Genomic DNA, 18,033 nt, shown 5'->3' on the forward strand with positions numbered 1-18,033 from the left:
ATGTGACCAAAAACGTCACCCTTTGACGCCTGCGGGCAGGCAGAGCGCCTGAAATTTCATATGTGAAGCGCGTCACAAAGGCTTGCAGGGCCTTGATTAAGAGGGGCTATTTTCCTGAATCCAGCCACCCATGAATGTTGGCACAACCAATGCATCGGGCATTGCAGGCTCAAACCACCGGTCACGGGGCGTGACTCCACCGGGCCCGGGCCAGTAAGAGTTGATCAACGACAAACACAGAGGTCGAATAATGAAGAACATTCAAATCAATCACGCTCAGAAGGGTTTCACCCTGATCGAACTGATGATCGTTGTTGCGATCATTGGTATCCTGGCTGCGATCGCTATTCCGCAGTATCAGGATTATATTGCTCGTTCGCAGGTTAACCGTGTTCTCGGTGAAATCTCTGCCGCTAAAACTGCGGTTGAAGAGCAACTGAACCGTGGCACATTCCCGACCACCGCTACTCAGATTGGTATGACTTCATCTAACCTGATGCAAAACGACGTACCGACAACGATTTCTTTCATTTCTTCTGGTGCCAATGCGGGCGCAGGTGCGATTATTGCTACCTTCGGCCAAGATGCTGCCGCGATTCTCAATGGTGACCTGATCGGTATCGAGCGGACTACTCAGGGCAGTTGGTCTTGTGTCACCAACGTTAATGCAGAGTACATTCCTGCTAGCTGCACTTCTGGAACCCCGTCAGCAACTCCGTAACCTAAAAGTAGCGGTACGAAGCGTTAATGAACAAGGGGCCATCGATGGCCCCTTGTTTTTTGGAGAAGTTCCGTCCGGGTCTAACACATGAGTAATGCCAAAAAACTGGGAATTCCTGAGACACTCTTGTGTGTCGCTCTCGCGGTTCTAGCAGGCTTTCAATCCATCCCCTATGACGCTATCTGGCTTTCTACATTCTGGTCTGTAGCAGCCATAATCCTTTCCTGTTTTAGAAACTTTAGGCAAATAACGACTCTGGAGTTGGGCGCCTGGGTGGCGTTTTCAGCCCTTTTTCTGACTGTTGCGGCCAGTCAGTGGCCGTGGGTCTCTTTCTGGACAGCGTGTTCCTTAAGCCTGATACCAATCGGATTTATCATTTTTCTCAGGAATGGCAGAGAGAACTTCTTCCGGGCGTTCAAGATTTCAGTTCTATCTATCGCATTGGCTAATTCCGCCTATACGGCATACATGTCGATTTTCTGGATGGGCAGAAATGGTGGCCTATTTGCGGATGCTAATATGGCAGCGAATCTTTCAGTGATTGGAGTCTTAGTTCTTACCGAGTTTATTCTTTTGTCTGGACGTAAACGCAATCCTGGCGCCTGGGTTGCCGTTGCTTTTTTGGTTTTTTCGATATTTGTGATGCAATCCCGGGCCGCAATTTTGATCATGTCTTTGTCGCTCTTGTTCGTGTTTTTCTCTGTAGATAGAAAGTATAGAGCGCCAGTAATCGCATTTTTGCCAATCTTAGTAGTTGCATATTTTCTATCGGACTGGGTTCTATCCTCACAAGTCAGTGAAAATATAAATCCATTCAATCGTACAGAATCTTTTGGTTATCGATTGGATCTTTGGGCTTCAAGTGCTCGCCTCTTTGCTGAGTCCCCTTGGTTTGGGTCAGGCTTGGGAACCTTTTCTCTACTTTATCCTTCTGTTCGTGAGCTGACTGAGATTGGATCTGTTGGTTTTTTTGTTCATAACGACTTTCTTCAATTGCTGCTGGAGTTGGGGCTTATCCCTTTCCTAGTCGTTGTGACTTTCCCTTGCATTGTTTGTTTCAAGATTTTTGTTTCAGTATTTAATGGGGCTGTGGGTGAACGACGGGTTAAAGGAATCATGATTATATTGGTTCTGTTTGTGATAGCCTCACATGCGCTCGTTAATTTTATTTTCTATCATCCATTGTTTGCTTTTATATTAGGGGCTTTTTTAGGCATTGGAGCTGTTGAATTTATCAAGGTAAAGTCCATAGTCTTCAGAAAGCAGTGGTTGAATCGTACAGTCTACCGTTTTCCGTTGGGTTTGATTTTTGTCCTTGGTACATTTTCTATAACATCTTCGGTTGTAGATAGGCTTGCGCGGGAAACTATTGCCCAATCTGCAAGGACGTACATACCACCCTCTTTGGCGCGAGATTCATATTATACAGTGCTAGCGTATTCATATTTTTCTCCACTTAATACAGATATTTCAGACTATTTGGTCGTTTCCGAGACGAATACAGCTGTTTCAATGGAGGATATGGATTTAGGTCATGAGCTTGCGCAGAATACGATTTCATTAATTAACGATCAACGGAGCTTCAAACATCCAAACTGTCTTCAATCCACTGCAAAGGCACGCCTTTATTGGGCTATCGAAGAGAAAGAGAGGTCTGTTGATGTTCTTCGTGACATATTGCTAGAGGCACCTGATTGCGAGCGGGCCAGGATCGTACTTGCCGAAGCTCTAATTTGGAAAGGGAACAGCGACCAAGCTATCGATGTTCTGAATGCTGGAATTGACCGGATTCGTTTCAAGGAAGTTTTACAAAGCGAAAGTAGAATGTTATTCGAGGCGCTTGAAGGTGCGCTCCGGTCGTCGGGTCGAATACAGGAAGCTGAAGCGGTAAAGCTATACATTCAATTATTGAACTGAGTATTTCATGAATTGGATTGACTATGATTTACGAGCGCTAGACATGGCTTTTTTAGTAGTTGTCTTCAACCGTAGAGTAATCTGTATTGGGTAAGAAATGACTACTTTGATAACCGAACAACATGGCTAACATTATCTGATGTACGGAAAAGTCAAGGGCTTCTCTTTAATCGAACTTATGATAGCCGTTGCAATCATCGGCATACTGGCTGCGGTCGCGATACCGCTCTATCAAAGCAATGTCCTGAAATCTCAGGTAAACAGAGCCGTCAGTGAGTTGGCGACCTATAAGTCTGCGTTCGAGGTCCAGCTTTCTGGTAGCGGAGCCGTTAGTAATTCCGAGCTTGGTTACGTTGCCTCCGGCCTCACCAGCGGTAATCCTGCCACTGACATCGGTGTCGCCAATCCTGACGGATCTGGTCACCTCCAGGTGACCATGGGCGGCAATGCCCATCCATCCCTGGCGGGCGTTATCCTGCGTTTTGAGCGTGATGCGTCAGGTACCTGGGCGTGTGAGATTGATAAGAGTGCGGCGAGCCATTGGAAAGATGCCTATCGGCCAGCCGGGTGTACTGTCTTGTGAAGATGGGAGCGGGTAGCATTCTCCTGCCCCCCCCCTAGGCTTCCGGTTAGTGATTTTTTTGCCACGGACACTCACGGACGCTCACAGACGGAAAAGAAAAACAGAATTCTTTTGGCTTTTGTCCGTGAGCGTCCGTGGCCTAAACCTCCACCTCCTCAAACAACTCCGGCACCTCCGCATCCCAACCAAACTTTTCCCGAATCCGCTTACGCATAACATCACTGGCCACCATTTCCCCGTGCGTCACATACACCTTCTCGGGCTTCAGGGTACCTTGCTCCAGCCAGGCCAGAATCTCGTTGTAATCCCCATGGGCCGAGAGCGAATCCAGGTTATGAATCTCCGCCTTCACCGGCCAGTATTCTCCATGGATCTTGACCGATTCCGCACCATTCACCAATGCATCCCCACGGGTTCCGGGGGCCTGGAAACCCGCAAACACAATACTGTTACGCGGGTTAGGTAGTAGGGTTTTCAGGTGGTGCAGTACCCGCCCGCCGCTGGCCATGCCACTTGCTGAAATAATTACGCAGGGGTAACGCACGGCATCGAGCTCGATGGATTCCTCCACCGTGCGGACAAACTCCGTTTTGTCGTCGATCAGTTCGCATTGCGCAGCATTCAGTTTGTGTTCCTTGTGATGCTTGCAGAAGATCTCCGTCGCCTTGATGGCCATGGGGCTATTGAGGAACACCGGCAGTTGCGGGATTCTGCCTTCGCCCATGATCTTGTGAATCACATACAACAGCATCTGGGCGCGGCCCACCGCGAAGGCGGGCAGAAGAACAATGCCGCCGCGGCCGGCCGTTCGCGTGATGATGCTGGCCAACTCGGACTCGGGGTCGATATCACTGTGGGCCCGGTCGCCGTAGGTGGATTCGCATATCAGTACCTCGGCCTTTTGCAGGGGTTCTGGCGGCCGCATGATGATGTCGTTCTGGCGCCCGACATCGCCACTGAATACGACCGTTCGGGCGCTTTCGCGGTGGTGGACATGCACGCAGGACGAACCGAGGATGTGTCCTGCTGGTGTAAAGGTTACCTGGAACCCTTTCACGGGCTCCAAAGCCTCGTGGTAATGCAGCGACTCGAAATGTTTCAGTGCTTCCCGGGCGTCTTTTTCGGTGAAGAGCGGTTCAGGCTTTTCATGCTTGGAGAACTTTTTTCGGAACGCATACTTGGCGTCCTCTTCCTGCAGAAAGCCGGCGTCCGGCAGCAGTACCCCGCACAACTCATGGGTTGCTTTGGTGCAATAGATCTTGCCCTTGAATCCGTTCTTGACCAGCGCTGGCAGATAACCTGAGTGGTCGATATGGGCGTGGGTCAGAACCACTGCATCAATCGTTGCAGGATCCACCGGAAACTTCGCCCAGTTCCGCTTCCGCAGGGTCTTTACGCCCTGATACATGCCGCAGTCCACGAGCAACCGATGTTTGTCGTCGGAAATCAGGTAGCGCGAGCCGGTAACCGTGCCTGTGCCGCCGAGGAAGCGAAGTTTCATTGGTTATCCCTGGATCATCTGAATGTGGAGCCAGTATCACACAGGATAGCTCACAAACGATTGATCTGAAGCAGGTGCCGGCGTTACCGGATCAATCCGGGCCAAGCCAGGGCGACATCAGCTTCGCCTGGTTAGAAACCCTCAACATATAGCTTGAGTTTCTGAACCTGATGGTCGAGACCGCTGAAAATGGGGTCACTGACCTGCGCCGGAAACCCCGCCGGCAATTCCGCTTCGAGAGACTGAATCACAGTGCCGGTTTTCTTTGCAAGGTCTTCGGCAAGGCGCAACACCAGCTCGGCGGGAAACCCAACAGATTTTGCAGTGCTGATAAAGTGCCTTGGCTGAATCCGGGCCCAGTGGTAATGCTTGTGTCGACCCTTGAGTGACATTGCCATTTTGGCGCGCTCGGGAACCAGGCTGCCTTGATCAAACAACGGATGGGCGGATATCACGTCGTAAAGTGGCGTCATCCGATATGCCGAACCCGGCTCGAGGAACACGCTGAAGTTCTTGGCGTGCCCATCAATCGCCGCAAGAAGCCAGAAAACCAGCTGGGCTTTGAAAAAAAGCTCCCTGTCGTGAGCGGGCGATTGCGAGCCCAGCAATAGCCTCATGCAATCAGCGATACCAGGGCCACCGTCACTCTCGTATTTCAGCGCAGGAGCCACACCGAGGGATTGGCAAAGGTCCTCTTGTGGCAGCCGCATCAGCCAGGAGCCGTCGCTCGACCATTTACGATCAAACCGCTCTACAACCAGGACGCCTTGCTCGCCGAATCGCGCCAATTCGGCGTTGGCCGCTGGCAAACCATATGCTTTGAGGACGCGCAGGCACAGCCACTCGTTTTCACTACTCTGTCGCAAGTCGATATTGCTATTTCCCAAAAAGCCAATCGGCAATTTGAAGATGTGACTGGTTGGCGTGCTAGCGGAGGGAAGACACCATTGGTTTCGGTGCCACAACAGCGCGGTTTTTTCCTGCACGCCCGCGAGCGAAATCCGGAAATCCTGCTCCCCCGAGAGTTGAAAATGGCTGTCTTGATAGTGCGCCAGCAGTGAGGCGACATCCGACTCAGCGAGTGGTGTGGCCTTTACAGAGCGAACGTCTGGGATCTTCGTGGTTTCAGGGTACAGCTGTACTGCGCCAATGCAGTCACGGCCGATACTCGAGAGCAGGTCGAATGGATGCTGAGAGGGTGACCTGAACCGCGCTTGAATCCTTGCCCGGATGGCTGCCGAATCCGGTAGCAGGTTGTCGAAAAAGTTAAAAACGACTTCCCCCTGGTACCGCGACGGCGAAAGTGGCAATGACAATGACAGTGCACGAGCTCCCGGTCTTTCAAGCCAATCCCGACTATATCGGAACGCCATCGCGCCGGATTGGGCCCGTTGTAACACGCCAACAGGTATGCCGTTCATTGCCACCGTCAAGTCAGGCACGGTTTACCACTCCTGGTCCCATGCCGCCCCTGGCTCCGGTTTCCCGCGTTCCACCACACGCAGCTCCAGATTCATGGCGGCGAGCAGTTTGAACAGTGTTTCCACACGGGTACGCTCAGGATGATTTTCAAAACTGGAGACCGTAGCCTGCTTTACGCCAATTTCCTCGGCGACGACCTGCTGGGTCAGGGCTTTGCGTTTTCGTGCGCTTTTAAGCGCCTCTGCGAGCGCCTCTGGCGAGGTGATCTTCATCAATTATTCCCTCTGGCGGATACCGACAAATTATCCCCTATGTCGGATTATGTCAATTTATCCGGTATAAAGGGTAAGCGTTGATGGCGCTTATAGCTGCCCTAAGGCGACGGCACTCTCGGGCCAGAAGAGGCCAGCGATATTTATCACAGGGGTGTACCGTTCTCTAAACCGCTTCGGCCAGGAGAAGCGGCTGAGCTCGAAGCTGGATTGGTATGCTAGTCTTAAATCTCAAACATCAACGAGATAGTAAGGCATGGTTGACAAGGATATCAGGTGGCTGCAACGCCTTAGCAATTTTGAAAAGGCCTACCGGCAGTTGGATGAAGCAGTGGCCCTAAGCCAGACCCGTGCGCTTTCAGAGCTTGAAAAACAGGGAGTTATTCAGGCCTTTGAATACACTTACGAGCTTGCATGGAATGTCATCCGTGATTATTTCCGGTGGCAGGGTAACTCGGGAATTACCGGCTCGAGAGATGCTATTCGGGAGGCGTTCGCCAATGGCCTGATTGACGAGGGCGAGCAGTGGATGCAGATGCTCAAAGACCGGAACCGCACCTCTCATACCTATAACGAAGAAACTGCACGGGAAATACTGAAGAATATTCTGGCGCTATACCACCCGCTCTTTTCGGGGTTCCAGCAACGAATGCATGAACAGGCGAGAAAGCATGGCTTTGGCTGAGTCTACCGCAGAGGGTCGTTCAATAGGCCTGCCCGACTATGTTTTTCAGGACCTCCGGCGTGTTTTCCTGAATCATCCCCAGGTCCAGCGTGTTGTGTTGTATGGCTCCCGGGCCAAAGGCAATTTCCGCCCGAATTCCGACATTGATCTAATGCTTATCGCGCCGGACATCTCCTGGAGCGAGTTCGTTCAGATCGAGGCCGAGATTGATGATCTGCTTTTACCCTGGAAAGTGGACCTGGCTCTTGAACACCAAGTCGAAAACGATGAGTTGCTTGAGCACGTGCAGCGTGTGGGTGTTAGGGTTGTCTGAAATCGGGGTCAGAAGAAAGCTTCTTCTGACCCCGAGCTTGGCCAAAACCTCCATGAATTTTTACGGAATCCGCGCCATTCACCAGCGCAGGCAAATAACCTGAGTGGTCGATATGGGCGTGAGTCAGAACCACCGCATCAATCGTGGCGGCGTCCATCCAATGGTACTGTTTCTCCCGCAGTTTGTGTGCTGAGTGCTACTATGACTTATCATAGGTCATAACATCTTGATCTGAAGCAGGAAACATACCTTATGGATTTCGCCTCGATTCTCCCCGACGTCATAAAAGTTGCTGATGAGGCCAGCGAGCGAGTCCTGCATATCTACCAGTCGGACTTTAGAGTGAGCTACAAGGCCGACGATTCGCCCATTACAGCGGCAGACACCGCAGCCCATGACATCATCACCCAAGGTCTGCGAGCCATCAGCCGGGATATTCCCATCCTCTCCGAAGAAGGCAAAGACATTCCCTGGGAGGAGCGCAAGCACTGGCGACGCTTCTGGCTGGTTGATCCCATCGATGGCACCAAGGACTTCACCCAGCGTACCGGCGAGTTCACGGTCAACATTGCGCTGATCGAAGATGGCGAGCCTGTTCTGGGGGTGGTCACCGCGCCGGCATTGAAAGAAGCCTACTGGGGTGTGAAAGGTGAGGGCGCATACAAGCGGGATCGCTCAGGGAAGGTACACCGCATCGAGGTGGCAGAGCCAAGATCGGTTAAGCGGGTGGTGGCGAGCAAGAATCATCTCAATCCGGAAACACGTGAGTTCATTGAGAAGCTTGGTGAGCACGAGCTGGTGCAGGCCGGAAGTTCGCTGAAGTTTTGCCGGATAGCGGAAGGCCACGCTGATATCTATCCGCGCCTGGGGCCAACCTGCGAGTGGGATACCGGTGCTTCCCAGGTCGTGCTAATCGCCGCTGGCGGCAAAGTGGAAACGCTTGAAGGCAGGCCATTGCGGTACGGTAAAGAGGATGTGCTGAACCCGCATTTTGTTGCCTCTGGAGGCTGGTATCGTGATGTGGGTGGCCCAGGAAGGTGAGTTTTTTAGCCACGGACCCTCACGGACTCACACGGACAAAAGCCTTTTTATCTTCTTTTTTTCGTCCGTGAGCGTCCGTGGCCAAAAAAGCACTACAACTTCAAAATGCGTTAAACCCCTATTCCAACAATTCGGAGAGTTGTTACATTCACCGCCCATGACATGGTACGCACTCCAACACAAACCCGCCCAGGGCGATCGGGCTCTCCAGCATCTTCAGAATCAGGAGATCCCCTGCTTCTACCCCAAGATCACCGTAGAGAAGGTCAAAGCCGGCAAGCGCACAAAGAAACTTGAGCCGTTGTTTCCGGGCTACCTGTTTGTAAACCTGGAACAAACCGATCCCAGATGGGCAAAACTGCGCTCAACACGCGGCGTGTTGAGGATTGTAGGTTTCGCCAACAAGCCCGCCGCCGTGGGTGATGACGTTATCCGGCACATCCGGGAGAGCCTGGACACCGTGGCAGAACAGGGCGGTATCAAGCCCGGGCAGGCTGTAGAGCTGAATGAGGGCCCGTTTGAGGGAATCAGTGCCATCTTCGAAGCTTACGACGGCGAAGAGCGCGCCATTGTATTGATCAGCTTCATGCAGAAGCAGCAGCGGGTTACGGTTCCGGTCTCTGCCCTGAATAAACCGTAGCGTATAGTTGCATTCCAAATGATTTAACAATTGTTTGCGGCTTATCTTCCCGCAAACCCGGGTTTCCCGGCATTTGTCACTTGCTTGTCATGCGCGTAGCCGTAGAATACGCTCTCTTCTGAAACAGAACATTCATCCACCGACAAGGACGCTGTTGGGATTCTGCTGTTCCCTCCTTAGTTACCTGTTTCCTGTCGCTTTAAAAAACCTTCTTTCTCTATGACCTCAAAACACTGGGCCCTGGTCGGTGGGGCGGTAGCGTGCCTGATCAGCCTTTCCGTAGCGGGCGCACCCTGGCTTTCCCCCGGTGATCCCCGGGCGCGCTTTGCAGCCCAGAAACTGGCTGACCGTGGCCATATGAATCGTACCGTAACGACCTGGCCGCTGATGTGGAGTGCTGTTCAAGAGGCTATGCCATCCGGTGTTTCCGGTGACCAGAACGCGGTGGGAATGGCGGCCGCCTATCTTCGGTTCGAGGGGGAGCAGCTGGCAAAGCAGGGGTTTCGCGGCGAGTATCGCCTATACGCAAGCAGCGAGGTTACCGGTATCAGCGGCTTTGATCAGGGCCCGCGGGCGCAGGCCGGAGTCGCAGCCAATGTGCAATGGCAGGGGGAGCATTGGGCGTTCGGGCTCAAGCCTGGCTATGCCCACAACCCCGATGACGGAGAAGAGTTACGCCTTGATGGCTCCTACCTGGCGGCAACTGCAGGCAACTGGGTGTTCGGCATTGGTGCAATTGATCGGTGGTGGGGGCCCGGCTGGCAATCCAGCCTGATCCTCTCCAGCAACGCCCGCCCGATTCCTGCACTCTGGCTGAACCGGGCCAGCGCCTTCGCACCGGAAACCCATTGGCTGCAATGGCTGGGCCCCTGGCAGCTCACCGCATTTGCAGGGCAATACGAGAGTGACAGGGCAGTGCCGGATGCAAAGCTGATCGGCATGCGTTTTACGTTTCGACCCGTGAGCGGACTTGATATCGGCCTTTCGCGCGCCATCATGTTTGGTGGCGAAGGGCGACCAGAAAATGCTTCCACACTCTGGAATGCCCTGATTGGCAGAGACAACGGCCAGCTCGAACAGAATGACCCTGGCAACCAGCTTGGCAGTATAGACGCCCGTTATGGTTTTGCGGTGGGCCAGCAAACCATGGGTATCTATGCCCAGATGATGGGTGAGGACGAGGCCGGGGCATTTCCGGCCCGCAAATCCTGGCTGTTTGGCGTAGACATGACCAGCCAGCTGTTTGGCCATGACCAGCAATGGTTTGCCGAATACATCAACACCCTGGCCGACGACTTCCCGGGCGATGCCATGCCCAACATCACCTACGATCACTCCCGGTACCGCACCGGCTACCGTTATTACGGGCGCAGCCAGGGTGCCAGCTTCGATGGTGATGCCGAAGCCGTTACCCTGGGTGCATACAACTTTTTTGACGACGGCTCCAATCTCAGCGCAAAGGTAACCTACGCCAACCTGAACAAGGATGGTGGCAACCGCACGGTTATCAAAACGGACGAGGTTTTCTATACCGTACCGGCACGGGAACAGAACGTGGCTATCCTGAACCTCGGATACGGTGCCGAGCTATTTAATGGCTGGTTGAACCTGAACCTCCAGGCTACCGACAAGAAGATTGAATACCTCAGCGGCGAAAAGGACCAATGGTCTCTTGGCGCAGAATGGACCTATCGCTTCTGACGGCTGAGCGCAAAAAATTCAACACCCAAAACCGGAACACCAACCCGTGAATCTGAAATCTCTGATACTCCCCCTGGCCCTCCTGCTTCCCATGGCAGTCAATGCACAGTCTATTACTCCCGCACAGATTGAGCAGTTCAAAAGCCTGCCCCAGGCCCAACAGGAGGCTTTGGCGAGGCAGTATGGAATCGATCTGAACAACTTCTCCATCAGCGGGCCCCAGGATCAGCGTCCTCGCCGGGTGGATGTGGTCAGCCCCCTCAGAGACACTGGCGGGCAGGGTGATGGTGGAGTCGCCCGCGGTGAACAGGGCCAGGGCCCGGTTAGCGCCGGGGACAAGCAGGCACGGGATGAGCTCACACCCTTTGGCTACGATCTGTTCGCTGGCGAGCCTTCAACCTTTGCGCCGGTGACGGAGATACCTGTGCCCTCGGAGTATACCCTCGGCCCGGGGGATGTGCTCCGGGTGCAGCTTTGGGGCAACCAGAACAAACAGCTTGAGCTGCCGGTATCACGGGACGGCACCATCGATTTTCCGGAGCGCGGACCGGTCTCGGTGGCCGGGCAGAGTTTTCAGCAGGTTCGCGACCAGCTCACGGATCTGGTTTCTGAACAGTACATCGGCGTAAAAGCGGCCGTCTCCCTGGGCGAGCTGCGCAGCATGCGCGTGTTCATCCTGGGCGAAGCGCGCACGCAAGGTTCCTACAGTGTCAGCTCGCTTTCCACCATTACCAATGCCCTGTATGTTTCCGGTGGCATCAAAACCACCGGTTCACTGCGCAACGTACAGCACAAGCGTGACGGCAAGCTGATCGGCACCCTGGATCTCTACGATCTGCTGCTGCGGGGCGACACCTCCGAAGACGCCCGCCTCCAGGCCGGTGATGTGGTCTTTATCCCGCCCGTCGGCCCCCGGGCCGGCATCAGCGGCGAAGTGTATCGCCCGGCGTTGTATGAAATCGGCTCACGAACAAGTCTTCAGGAGCTGGTGCGCCTGGCCGGCGGACTCACGCCCCAGGCATATCCTCAAATTACCCGGATTGAGCGTACCAACGAGGATTATCTGCGCATCATCGCCGAAGCGGACCTCACCCGGGCTTCGGACAGGAATGCCCGCGTACAATCCGGCGACCGGGTTACCGTGGCGTCGATTGCTGATGTGACCGGCCAGTACATCGAAATCAAGGGCGCCGCCACCCGCACCGGCAAATATGCCTGGGTACCGGGAATGCGCGTGAGTTCCGTGATCCGGAACCTGGATGCAGACTTACTCTCCTTCGCGGATACCAACTATGCCGCCATTCTGAGGACCGATCCGGAGACACACCGCATCTCTGTGCTGAACCTGGAGCTAAAAGCCGCTGTAACCCGGCCAGGCAGCCCGGAAGACCTCATCCTTCAGGAAAAGGACCAGTTGCTGTTCTTCACCAACGCCGGAAAAGTGTCATTTGAGCTCAGCGGCCCCAAGGCCACCAAACACGACGAGCTGAAGGAAAAGGCCCGGCAGTTCTCCAGAGAGGCGCTGTTCGAACCTGTCATCAAACGTCTGAAAGCCCAGGCAGGCCCCTACAGCCCGCAACAAACCATGCGCATCTCCGGCCCGGTCCGCTATCCGGGTGAGTATCCCTTACCCGCTACGGGCACCCTCAAGGACGCCATTTTCGTGGCCGGAGGACTGACCGACTCCGCCTCCCTGTATTCCGCGGAACTGGCCCGGCGTTATACCGATGCCAACGGTGTGCAACAAACACGCATCATCGAGCTAAACCTCACCGACGCCATGGCAGGTACCAGCGATATCCGCCTGCAAAGCCGGGACCGGCTATTGATCAAATCCATACCTTCCTTTGGTACAACCCGCACGGTCACTCTGGAGGGGGAGGTTCGCTACCCGGGTGAATACACCTTCCGGGAAGGTGAGACACTTGGCGATGTTATCCGGCGTGCCGGTGGCCTTACCGATAACGCGTTCCCGCGCGGCGCGGTGTTCACGCGGAAAAAACTGCGTGAGCTTGAGGCCCGCCGTCTGAGGGAAGCCGAGGAACGGTTGAAGGGCGACCTTCTGGGTGTGCAATTGGAAGGGAACAGCTTTGGCGGCCAACAGGAGGAGCAGATTGACCAGGCGCGTGGCCTCCTCGAGGATGTGCAAAGCAGCCGGCCCGTGGGTCGGATGGTTATTGATCTGCCGGCGGTGCTGGCCGATAGCGGCTATCAACCCATACGTCTTCAGGATGGCGATCAGCTTACCGTGCCGGCTATTCCGCAGGCGGTGAGTGTTTTCGGCGAAGTACAGTTTCCCACCAGCCACCTGCACAGCCCCGGTCTCACAGTGGATGACTATCTGGAGCGCAGCGGCGGCCCAACTCGCCAGGCCGATGAGGATCGAATCTACGTAGTGAAAGCCGACGGCTCTGTAATGCTGCCGGAACAAAGTGCCTGGTTCGGCAGCCGCAGCCAGCAACTGCAGCCGGGCGATACGATCATCGTACCCATAGATGTAGACCGCCTGAACCAGCTTGAGCTATGGAGCAACGTCAGCCAGATCGTTTACCAGATGGCGCTTGGCGCCGCGGCAGTGGGGAACCTGTGATGAGCAAATATGAATCGGCCACCCGACCCTGGGAACATGGTAGCCAGAGCCAGCCCGACGACGAAATCGACCTCCGCGAACTCTTCGCCACGCTTTGGGCCGGCAAATGGCTGATCATCGCGGTTACTCTGGTGTTTGCTGTTGCGGGGGTCGCCTACGCGCTCTTCAAGCCCAATATATACCAGGCCAGTGTGCTGCTGGCGCCGGCCAGCGAGGAGGGCGGCATCGGTGGGCTCAGTGGCCAGCTGGGCGGCCTGGCCAGCCTTGCGGGAATCAGCCTCGGCAGCGGAGGTTCCAGCCAGACCGTGATCGCCAGGGAAATCCTGCAGTCCCGGGCCTTCCTTGCAGACTTTATCCGGCGGCACAACCTGGAAGTACCGCTGATGGGCACGGCCGGGTGGAATCCGGCCTCTGAAACCTGGGTCTACGACCGCGACGTCTACAACCCTGAAACCGGCGAATGGCAGCAGGATGAAAACGGTGAAAGCCTGAAACCCACCAGCTGGGACCTGGTGAAAACCTTTCGCGAAAACCACCTCAGCGTGAGCGAGAATAAAGCGAATGGCATGATAACGGTAAGCGTAAAAAGCCAGTCGCCACCGGCCTCGCAGCAATGGGCCGAATGGCTGGTGGCCGACATCAACGAGCACATGCGGCGTGAAGATATTGCCGAGGCGGAGGCCCGTATCGCATACCTGGAAGACAAGCTGAACGATACCAGCATAGCGGGCATGCAACAGGTGTTCTACCAGCTCATCGAAAGCGAAACCCGCACGGTGATGCTTGCAAACGCCCAGCAGGAGTATGTATTCGAGACTGTTGATCCTGCCGTTGTCCCCCAGGAGAAGACCAGCCCCAAGCGGGCGCTGATCTGCATACTGGCAACCATGCTCGGTGGCATGATGGGTGTTTTTGTGGTTTTCATCAGAGCCTTTATTCGGAAGGATCTCCCAGCGGGCCAAAAAGAAGAATAACGTCACGTAACAGTAACCTGAGCCATTTGAGCGTAGAATCCCCGCATTTTTGATGAAACAATCAGGCGATTGGAACCTCGGAATGAACGGAACCTTCGCGGGCTTTCGGGCGTTTTGGTGGTATTTGAAAGTGCCAGATACACCCTGCCACCGGCTCCTGAGAAACTCCCGCAGAGAGGAACGCCGGGGCGGTAGCGTGCCTGAACAACAAATCTACGGAATGCAAGGGTCCCGATTAATGCAGAACAGTCAGGAAAGAGCCGTATACGACGACGAAATCAGCCTGGTGGATCTGGCAGCCACCTTTATCCGGCGCCGCCGTATCTTTTATGCCTGCTTTGCATTGGTAACCCTGCTCGGGGTGGTTTATGCGTTAATGCAGGCTGATAAGTACGAGTACGTTACCCTCCTGGAGAGCGCCGAGAAGGCAGGTAATGAGTTCATTGAAAAGCCCGCAGCCACCGTGGCCATCATCGAGAACCGCTGGATACCGGCCGCAGCCTCAAGCTACCAGGCCGAGAATGAAAAGCTGTTGCCTTTCAAGCTGGACGCGAGCAACCCTGAAAATACAGGCCTAATACGAATTGTCTCTGAAGCAAGCGTTGAAACTGCCGATGTGGTGAAGACGATTCACAGCGATCTGGCGCAAAGCGTGATGGAGCGGCAGCAGCAGCTTCTGGAGACGCAGCGGAACAGCCTGAAGAATCAGCTTGCGTCAATCGAGCGGGTCATCCAGTCGCTGCAAACATCAGAGGGTGGGGAGAATACCGCCACGGCACTGGCCGCCGCAATACAGAAGCGGGCGGAGCTGGAGAGTGAGCTGGAGGCCCTGCAGCCGGCGAGCGTTATTGTGACAGCGCGCCAAAGTACGGGACAGAGAGGCATAAGTGGAGTTCTGATAGTGGGCCTTGCATGCTCAATGGGTATAATGTTGGGTGTGTTCCTTGCGTTCTTTGCGGAATTTGTTTGGCGCGTGCGCCAAAAACTAATGCAAGCGAAGGAATTATCCGGCTAATCAATTTACGCTGAACGACCTTACGAATAAAGTCCGAGGTTTAACACTCAATAACACCACAGAAAAAATGAGTTGACAGCCTCCGATATAGTGGGCACGAATCGCTAACCCCAAGGAGGAGCGAACCGATGTCGGAAGTGACCATCGTTAAGAAAACGCGGATAGTAAAGCATCCGGTTCGTGAAATCAGATAGTAACCACAGCATTTTTGCTTAACCAGCAAGAGGCGGGAGGGCCGAAGCGGGTACTCTCACGGGCTTTAGCGATAAAGTGAAGCAGTGTGACGTGCCGACAGCGTAATCCTAACAAATACACCAGATTTCAGCCCTCCGTTTGGCCCGAGAGAGCTAACGATCGGTTGCCTCCGCGCACAGCTTTCTTTCATAGCAGCACCAATTAGCCGTGTCCTGCGGAGGAGAAGTTACCGAGGTTACGAGTCTGAGGTCTCTCGGCACCGGTCGAACAGCAAGCGCGAAACCGCATATGTGCCAAAGCGTATGAAGTGGCTGAGGAGTGGGGCATGGATGGTTGAGGCAGCAATAGAGTCCTGAGCGCATTTTAGACTTCTTGAGCGACATCGAAGTTCCAATAAAAGTCAGCAACTATTGGATCTATGCTCTGCTTCGTTGTGTTTGTCTCTGGGGCAGTAAAACCCTGCGTTATTGTCGGCTCCTGCATTATTTTGTTCGTAAGCGCCGAGATTCGGAAATGGACCTCGGTAAAACCTCTAACCGGGGCGGCATTATATGCTGCCCTTAAGAAGGCGAATCCGATGCCACGCTGCACACTGGGTGGTTGCACCGTACCTCAGGGATAAAAACGATCAGACTTGGTAACGCTGGTGGAGCGCCACGGCGACTAATTGCTTGCCCGACGCCTGGGTAAGTATACGGAAGGCCAAAAAGCGCACAGCTATTCGTCTCTTTTGATCCACCAGGCTCCTGCGAAGCACTGGCTCTGGGCAATGGCAGCGAGCCTGCAGGCGAGCATGGGCGAATGGCCAAAACGTTGAACCTCGAAGTCTATTTTTGCCACCTGTATTGCTCAGGTCAGGGAATTTGAAACGAGGGCACCAATGGATTTTTTTTACCCCATTATTGCCCCAAGAAGAGGAACTTTGCAAAACTGTCACGACCGCAAGTCAACAGAGTAGTCGAGAGCGGCTGAAAAATCGCCCCAGAATGCTTGGGCTACCTGAGACCAGTAGAAGTGTATTGGCGCAAATATTCCAAAGCACTATAAATGAGTGGCCCTGCAGTAATTGGTTGAATTCACGACAATTCCTAATATTTCCTAAGCTAATTTTATATGAGAGTGGTTTTGAGTATAAAGAAAAATATTATCGTATTAGTTTCGTTTTTGTTTGGGCTCTCCACTCTTCCATCAATTTTAATACTATATGCTGGTGCGTCTTCAATGGCACTCGGGCTTTTCATTGCGCTCCTGCCAGTCTTTCTATATTCAATTTCCAATTTTGAAAAAGTAAAAATTTCTAAAAATGAAATAATTTTTATTTCATTGATTACTACATTTGTTATTGCTCACCTTTTGTTTAGTTCAATATTCTTCTATGGAAAAATAAGTGCCAAGCAGTTCGCTTCAATTTTACTAGCGATTTTTATAATATTACAGGCGTCTGTGACGGTAAACTATATGCATAATAAAAATAAATTTGAGTTAAATAATTCAATAGTAATCATATTCTACCTTCTACTTTCGCTGCTAGTATGGAAAGCGTTCTCGGTATCTATACTTGCGAAGTATGCAACAGACAAAAAAATGTTACTATTCGAAGAGCCTTCCCACTTTTCTCTAATATATTCTATCTTTATTACATACTATATGGTCAATGAAAAAGGTGCAAAGCTTACTGTTCTTCTGGTGTCAGTAATTTCGGCTTTAATAATAAAAAGCTTAGCCCTTCTCTTGGTTTGTGTGATGGCCTATTTTTGTTATCTTATAGTTTTTAAAGGAAAATTTTTGCTAATATTTGCAGCGCTCGTATTAGTAGCATCAGTAATTATTTCCATACGCCATTTTGACCCCAATTACTTTCTCGAAAGACTAGTAATAACACGGGACTCTCAGAATCTTTCTGTACTAGTTTTTCTCTCTGGATTTGAGCGTGCTTTGCTAGTTTCTCGAGATACATTTTTTCTCGGAGCTGGTTTCCAAAGCATGGGAAACCTTAATATATATGGTGAAATTCAAGAAAAAATTTTTGAGATCTCCGGTTCTCATTTAAATTTGTATGATGGTGGCACCTTGGCAGCTAAGCTTATTTTTGAGTTTGGCGCATTTGGTATTTTTTTAATTTTTATTTACTTGATATATATTTTAAAAAATATAAGAAAATTCTTTCTATCTCGGGACGTGCTAGACAAGTTTTTATGGTGCGCCTTCGTGTGCTTGTTTTTTAGTTTTTTTGTTAGGGGAGTAGGTTATTTTAGCCCCTCTGTATTATTTTCACTTTGCTTTATTTTAAGAAGAGTTCATTATGGGAAGATATATTATAAAAGGTGCGATCGCTTTCATGAACAACTCAGTAAGATCGCGAAACCTAATGAAAGCTTATAAATAAAGATGGATTTATATATCTTTGATTAGTCGACTAGACCTATCGAATTTTGTTACTAGTTTATTGTTCTAGGTGTTAAT

The 18,033-nt window shown here is 52.6% G+C and carries 15 protein-coding genes and 1 pseudogene; 12 read left to right on the forward strand and 4 right to left on the reverse strand.

Going from position 1 to position 18,033, the window contains the following annotated elements; translation table 11 throughout:
• The first annotated feature begins 250 nt into the window (after positions 1 to 250).
• The 3 genes from ACFC20_RS02910 to ACFC20_RS02920 all read left to right on the forward strand — a co-directional run bounded on the left by ACFC20_RS02910 (position 251) and on the right by ACFC20_RS02920 (position 3,221).
• Positions 251 to 721, forward strand: coding sequence for a pilin (locus tag ACFC20_RS02910; protein ID WP_375191680.1), 471 nt, complete (start codon positions 251 to 253; stop codon positions 719 to 721).
• 87 nt (positions 722 to 808) lie between these two features.
• Complete coding sequence (locus ACFC20_RS02915) at positions 809 to 2,638, forward strand: O-antigen ligase family protein (protein ID WP_375191681.1); 1,830 nt, start codon at positions 809 to 811, stop codon at positions 2,636 to 2,638.
• 139 nt (positions 2,639 to 2,777) lie between these two features.
• The gene (locus ACFC20_RS02920; RefSeq protein WP_375191682.1) at positions 2,778 to 3,221 is read left to right on the forward strand and encodes a pilin; all 444 of its coding nucleotides are present in this window, start codon (positions 2,778 to 2,780) and stop codon (positions 3,219 to 3,221) included.
• Positions 3,222 to 3,360: 139 nt separating this feature from the next.
• Here ACFC20_RS02920 and ACFC20_RS02925 read toward each other — a convergent pair whose 3' ends face one another.
• The 3 genes from ACFC20_RS02925 to ACFC20_RS02935 form a co-directional block, all read right to left on the reverse strand.
• Entirely contained in the window at positions 3,361 to 4,722 is a 1,362-nt protein-coding gene (locus ACFC20_RS02925) for an MBL fold metallo-hydrolase (RefSeq protein WP_375191683.1), read from the reverse strand.
• Between the two features lie 131 nt (positions 4,723 to 4,853).
• A complete protein-coding gene (locus ACFC20_RS02930; protein ID WP_375191684.1) occupies positions 4,854 to 6,164 on the reverse strand; it encodes a type II toxin-antitoxin system HipA family toxin in 1,311 nt (436 codons plus the stop codon).
• Between the two features lie 3 nt (positions 6,165 to 6,167).
• Positions 6,168 to 6,416 carry a helix-turn-helix domain-containing protein gene (locus tag ACFC20_RS02935; protein WP_375191685.1) on the reverse strand — a complete coding sequence of 83 codons (249 nt, stop codon included), beginning with the start codon at positions 6,414 to 6,416 and terminating at the stop codon, positions 6,168 to 6,170.
• Positions 6,417 to 6,672: 256 nt separating this feature from the next.
• Between ACFC20_RS02935 and ACFC20_RS02940 the strand changes: the two genes are divergently transcribed.
• Together ACFC20_RS02940 and ACFC20_RS02945 are read left to right on the forward strand one after the other, a co-directional pair.
• Positions 6,673 to 7,101, forward strand: a complete 429-nt coding sequence (locus tag ACFC20_RS02940; RefSeq protein ID WP_375191686.1) for a nucleotidyltransferase substrate binding protein — start codon at positions 6,673 to 6,675, stop codon at positions 7,099 to 7,101.
• The gene (locus tag ACFC20_RS02945; protein WP_375191687.1) at positions 7,088 to 7,414 is read left to right on the forward strand and encodes a nucleotidyltransferase family protein; all 327 of its coding nucleotides are present in this window, start codon (positions 7,088 to 7,090) and stop codon (positions 7,412 to 7,414) included. The genes ACFC20_RS02940 and ACFC20_RS02945 overlap by 14 nt, the downstream gene beginning before the upstream one ends.
• A 52-nt stretch (positions 7,415 to 7,466) precedes the next feature.
• Here ACFC20_RS02945 and ACFC20_RS02950 read toward each other — a convergent pair.
• A pseudogene (locus tag ACFC20_RS02950) lies at positions 7,467 to 7,571 on the reverse strand (MBL fold metallo-hydrolase); the annotation flags it as partial.
• 95 nt (positions 7,572 to 7,666) lie between these two features.
• Here ACFC20_RS02950 and cysQ point away from each other — a divergent pair.
• From cysQ to ACFC20_RS02985, 7 genes are all read left to right on the forward strand, one after another.
• Positions 7,667 to 8,455, forward strand: coding sequence for a 3'(2'),5'-bisphosphate nucleotidase CysQ (gene cysQ / locus ACFC20_RS02955; protein ID WP_375191688.1), 789 nt, complete (start codon positions 7,667 to 7,669; stop codon positions 8,453 to 8,455).
• 157 nt (positions 8,456 to 8,612) lie between these two features.
• Entirely contained in the window at positions 8,613 to 9,095 is a 483-nt protein-coding gene (gene rfaH, locus ACFC20_RS02960; RefSeq protein WP_375191689.1) for a transcription/translation regulatory transformer protein RfaH, read from the forward strand.
• A gap of 219 nt (positions 9,096 to 9,314) precedes the next feature.
• Positions 9,315 to 10,796, forward strand: a complete 1,482-nt coding sequence (locus ACFC20_RS02965) for a capsule assembly Wzi family protein (RefSeq protein ID WP_375191690.1) — start codon at positions 9,315 to 9,317, stop codon at positions 10,794 to 10,796.
• A 46-nt stretch (positions 10,797 to 10,842) separates the two neighbouring features.
• The gene (locus tag ACFC20_RS02970; RefSeq protein WP_375191691.1) at positions 10,843 to 13,386 is read left to right on the forward strand and encodes an SLBB domain-containing protein; all 2,544 of its coding nucleotides are present in this window, start codon (positions 10,843 to 10,845) and stop codon (positions 13,384 to 13,386) included.
• On the forward strand, positions 13,386 to 14,360 hold the full coding sequence (locus ACFC20_RS02975) for a Wzz/FepE/Etk N-terminal domain-containing protein (protein WP_375191692.1): 975 nt from the start codon (positions 13,386 to 13,388) through the stop codon (positions 14,358 to 14,360). The genes ACFC20_RS02970 and ACFC20_RS02975 overlap by 1 nt, the downstream gene beginning before the upstream one ends.
• Positions 14,361 to 14,442: 82 nt before the next feature.
• Positions 14,443 to 15,375 (forward strand): Wzz/FepE/Etk N-terminal domain-containing protein, encoded by a 933-nt coding sequence (locus ACFC20_RS02980; protein WP_375191693.1) that lies wholly within the window; start codon positions 14,443 to 14,445, stop codon positions 15,373 to 15,375.
• A 1,320-nt stretch (positions 15,376 to 16,695) separates the two neighbouring features.
• Entirely contained in the window at positions 16,696 to 17,952 is a 1,257-nt protein-coding gene (locus ACFC20_RS02985; RefSeq protein ID WP_375191694.1) for a hypothetical protein, read from the forward strand.
• Positions 17,953 to 18,033 lie beyond the last annotated feature (81 nt).

Origin of the sequence: Marinobacter sp., assembly GCF_041984545.1 — a bacterium.
Taxonomy (GTDB): Bacteria; Pseudomonadota; Gammaproteobacteria; order Pseudomonadales; family Oleiphilaceae; genus Marinobacter.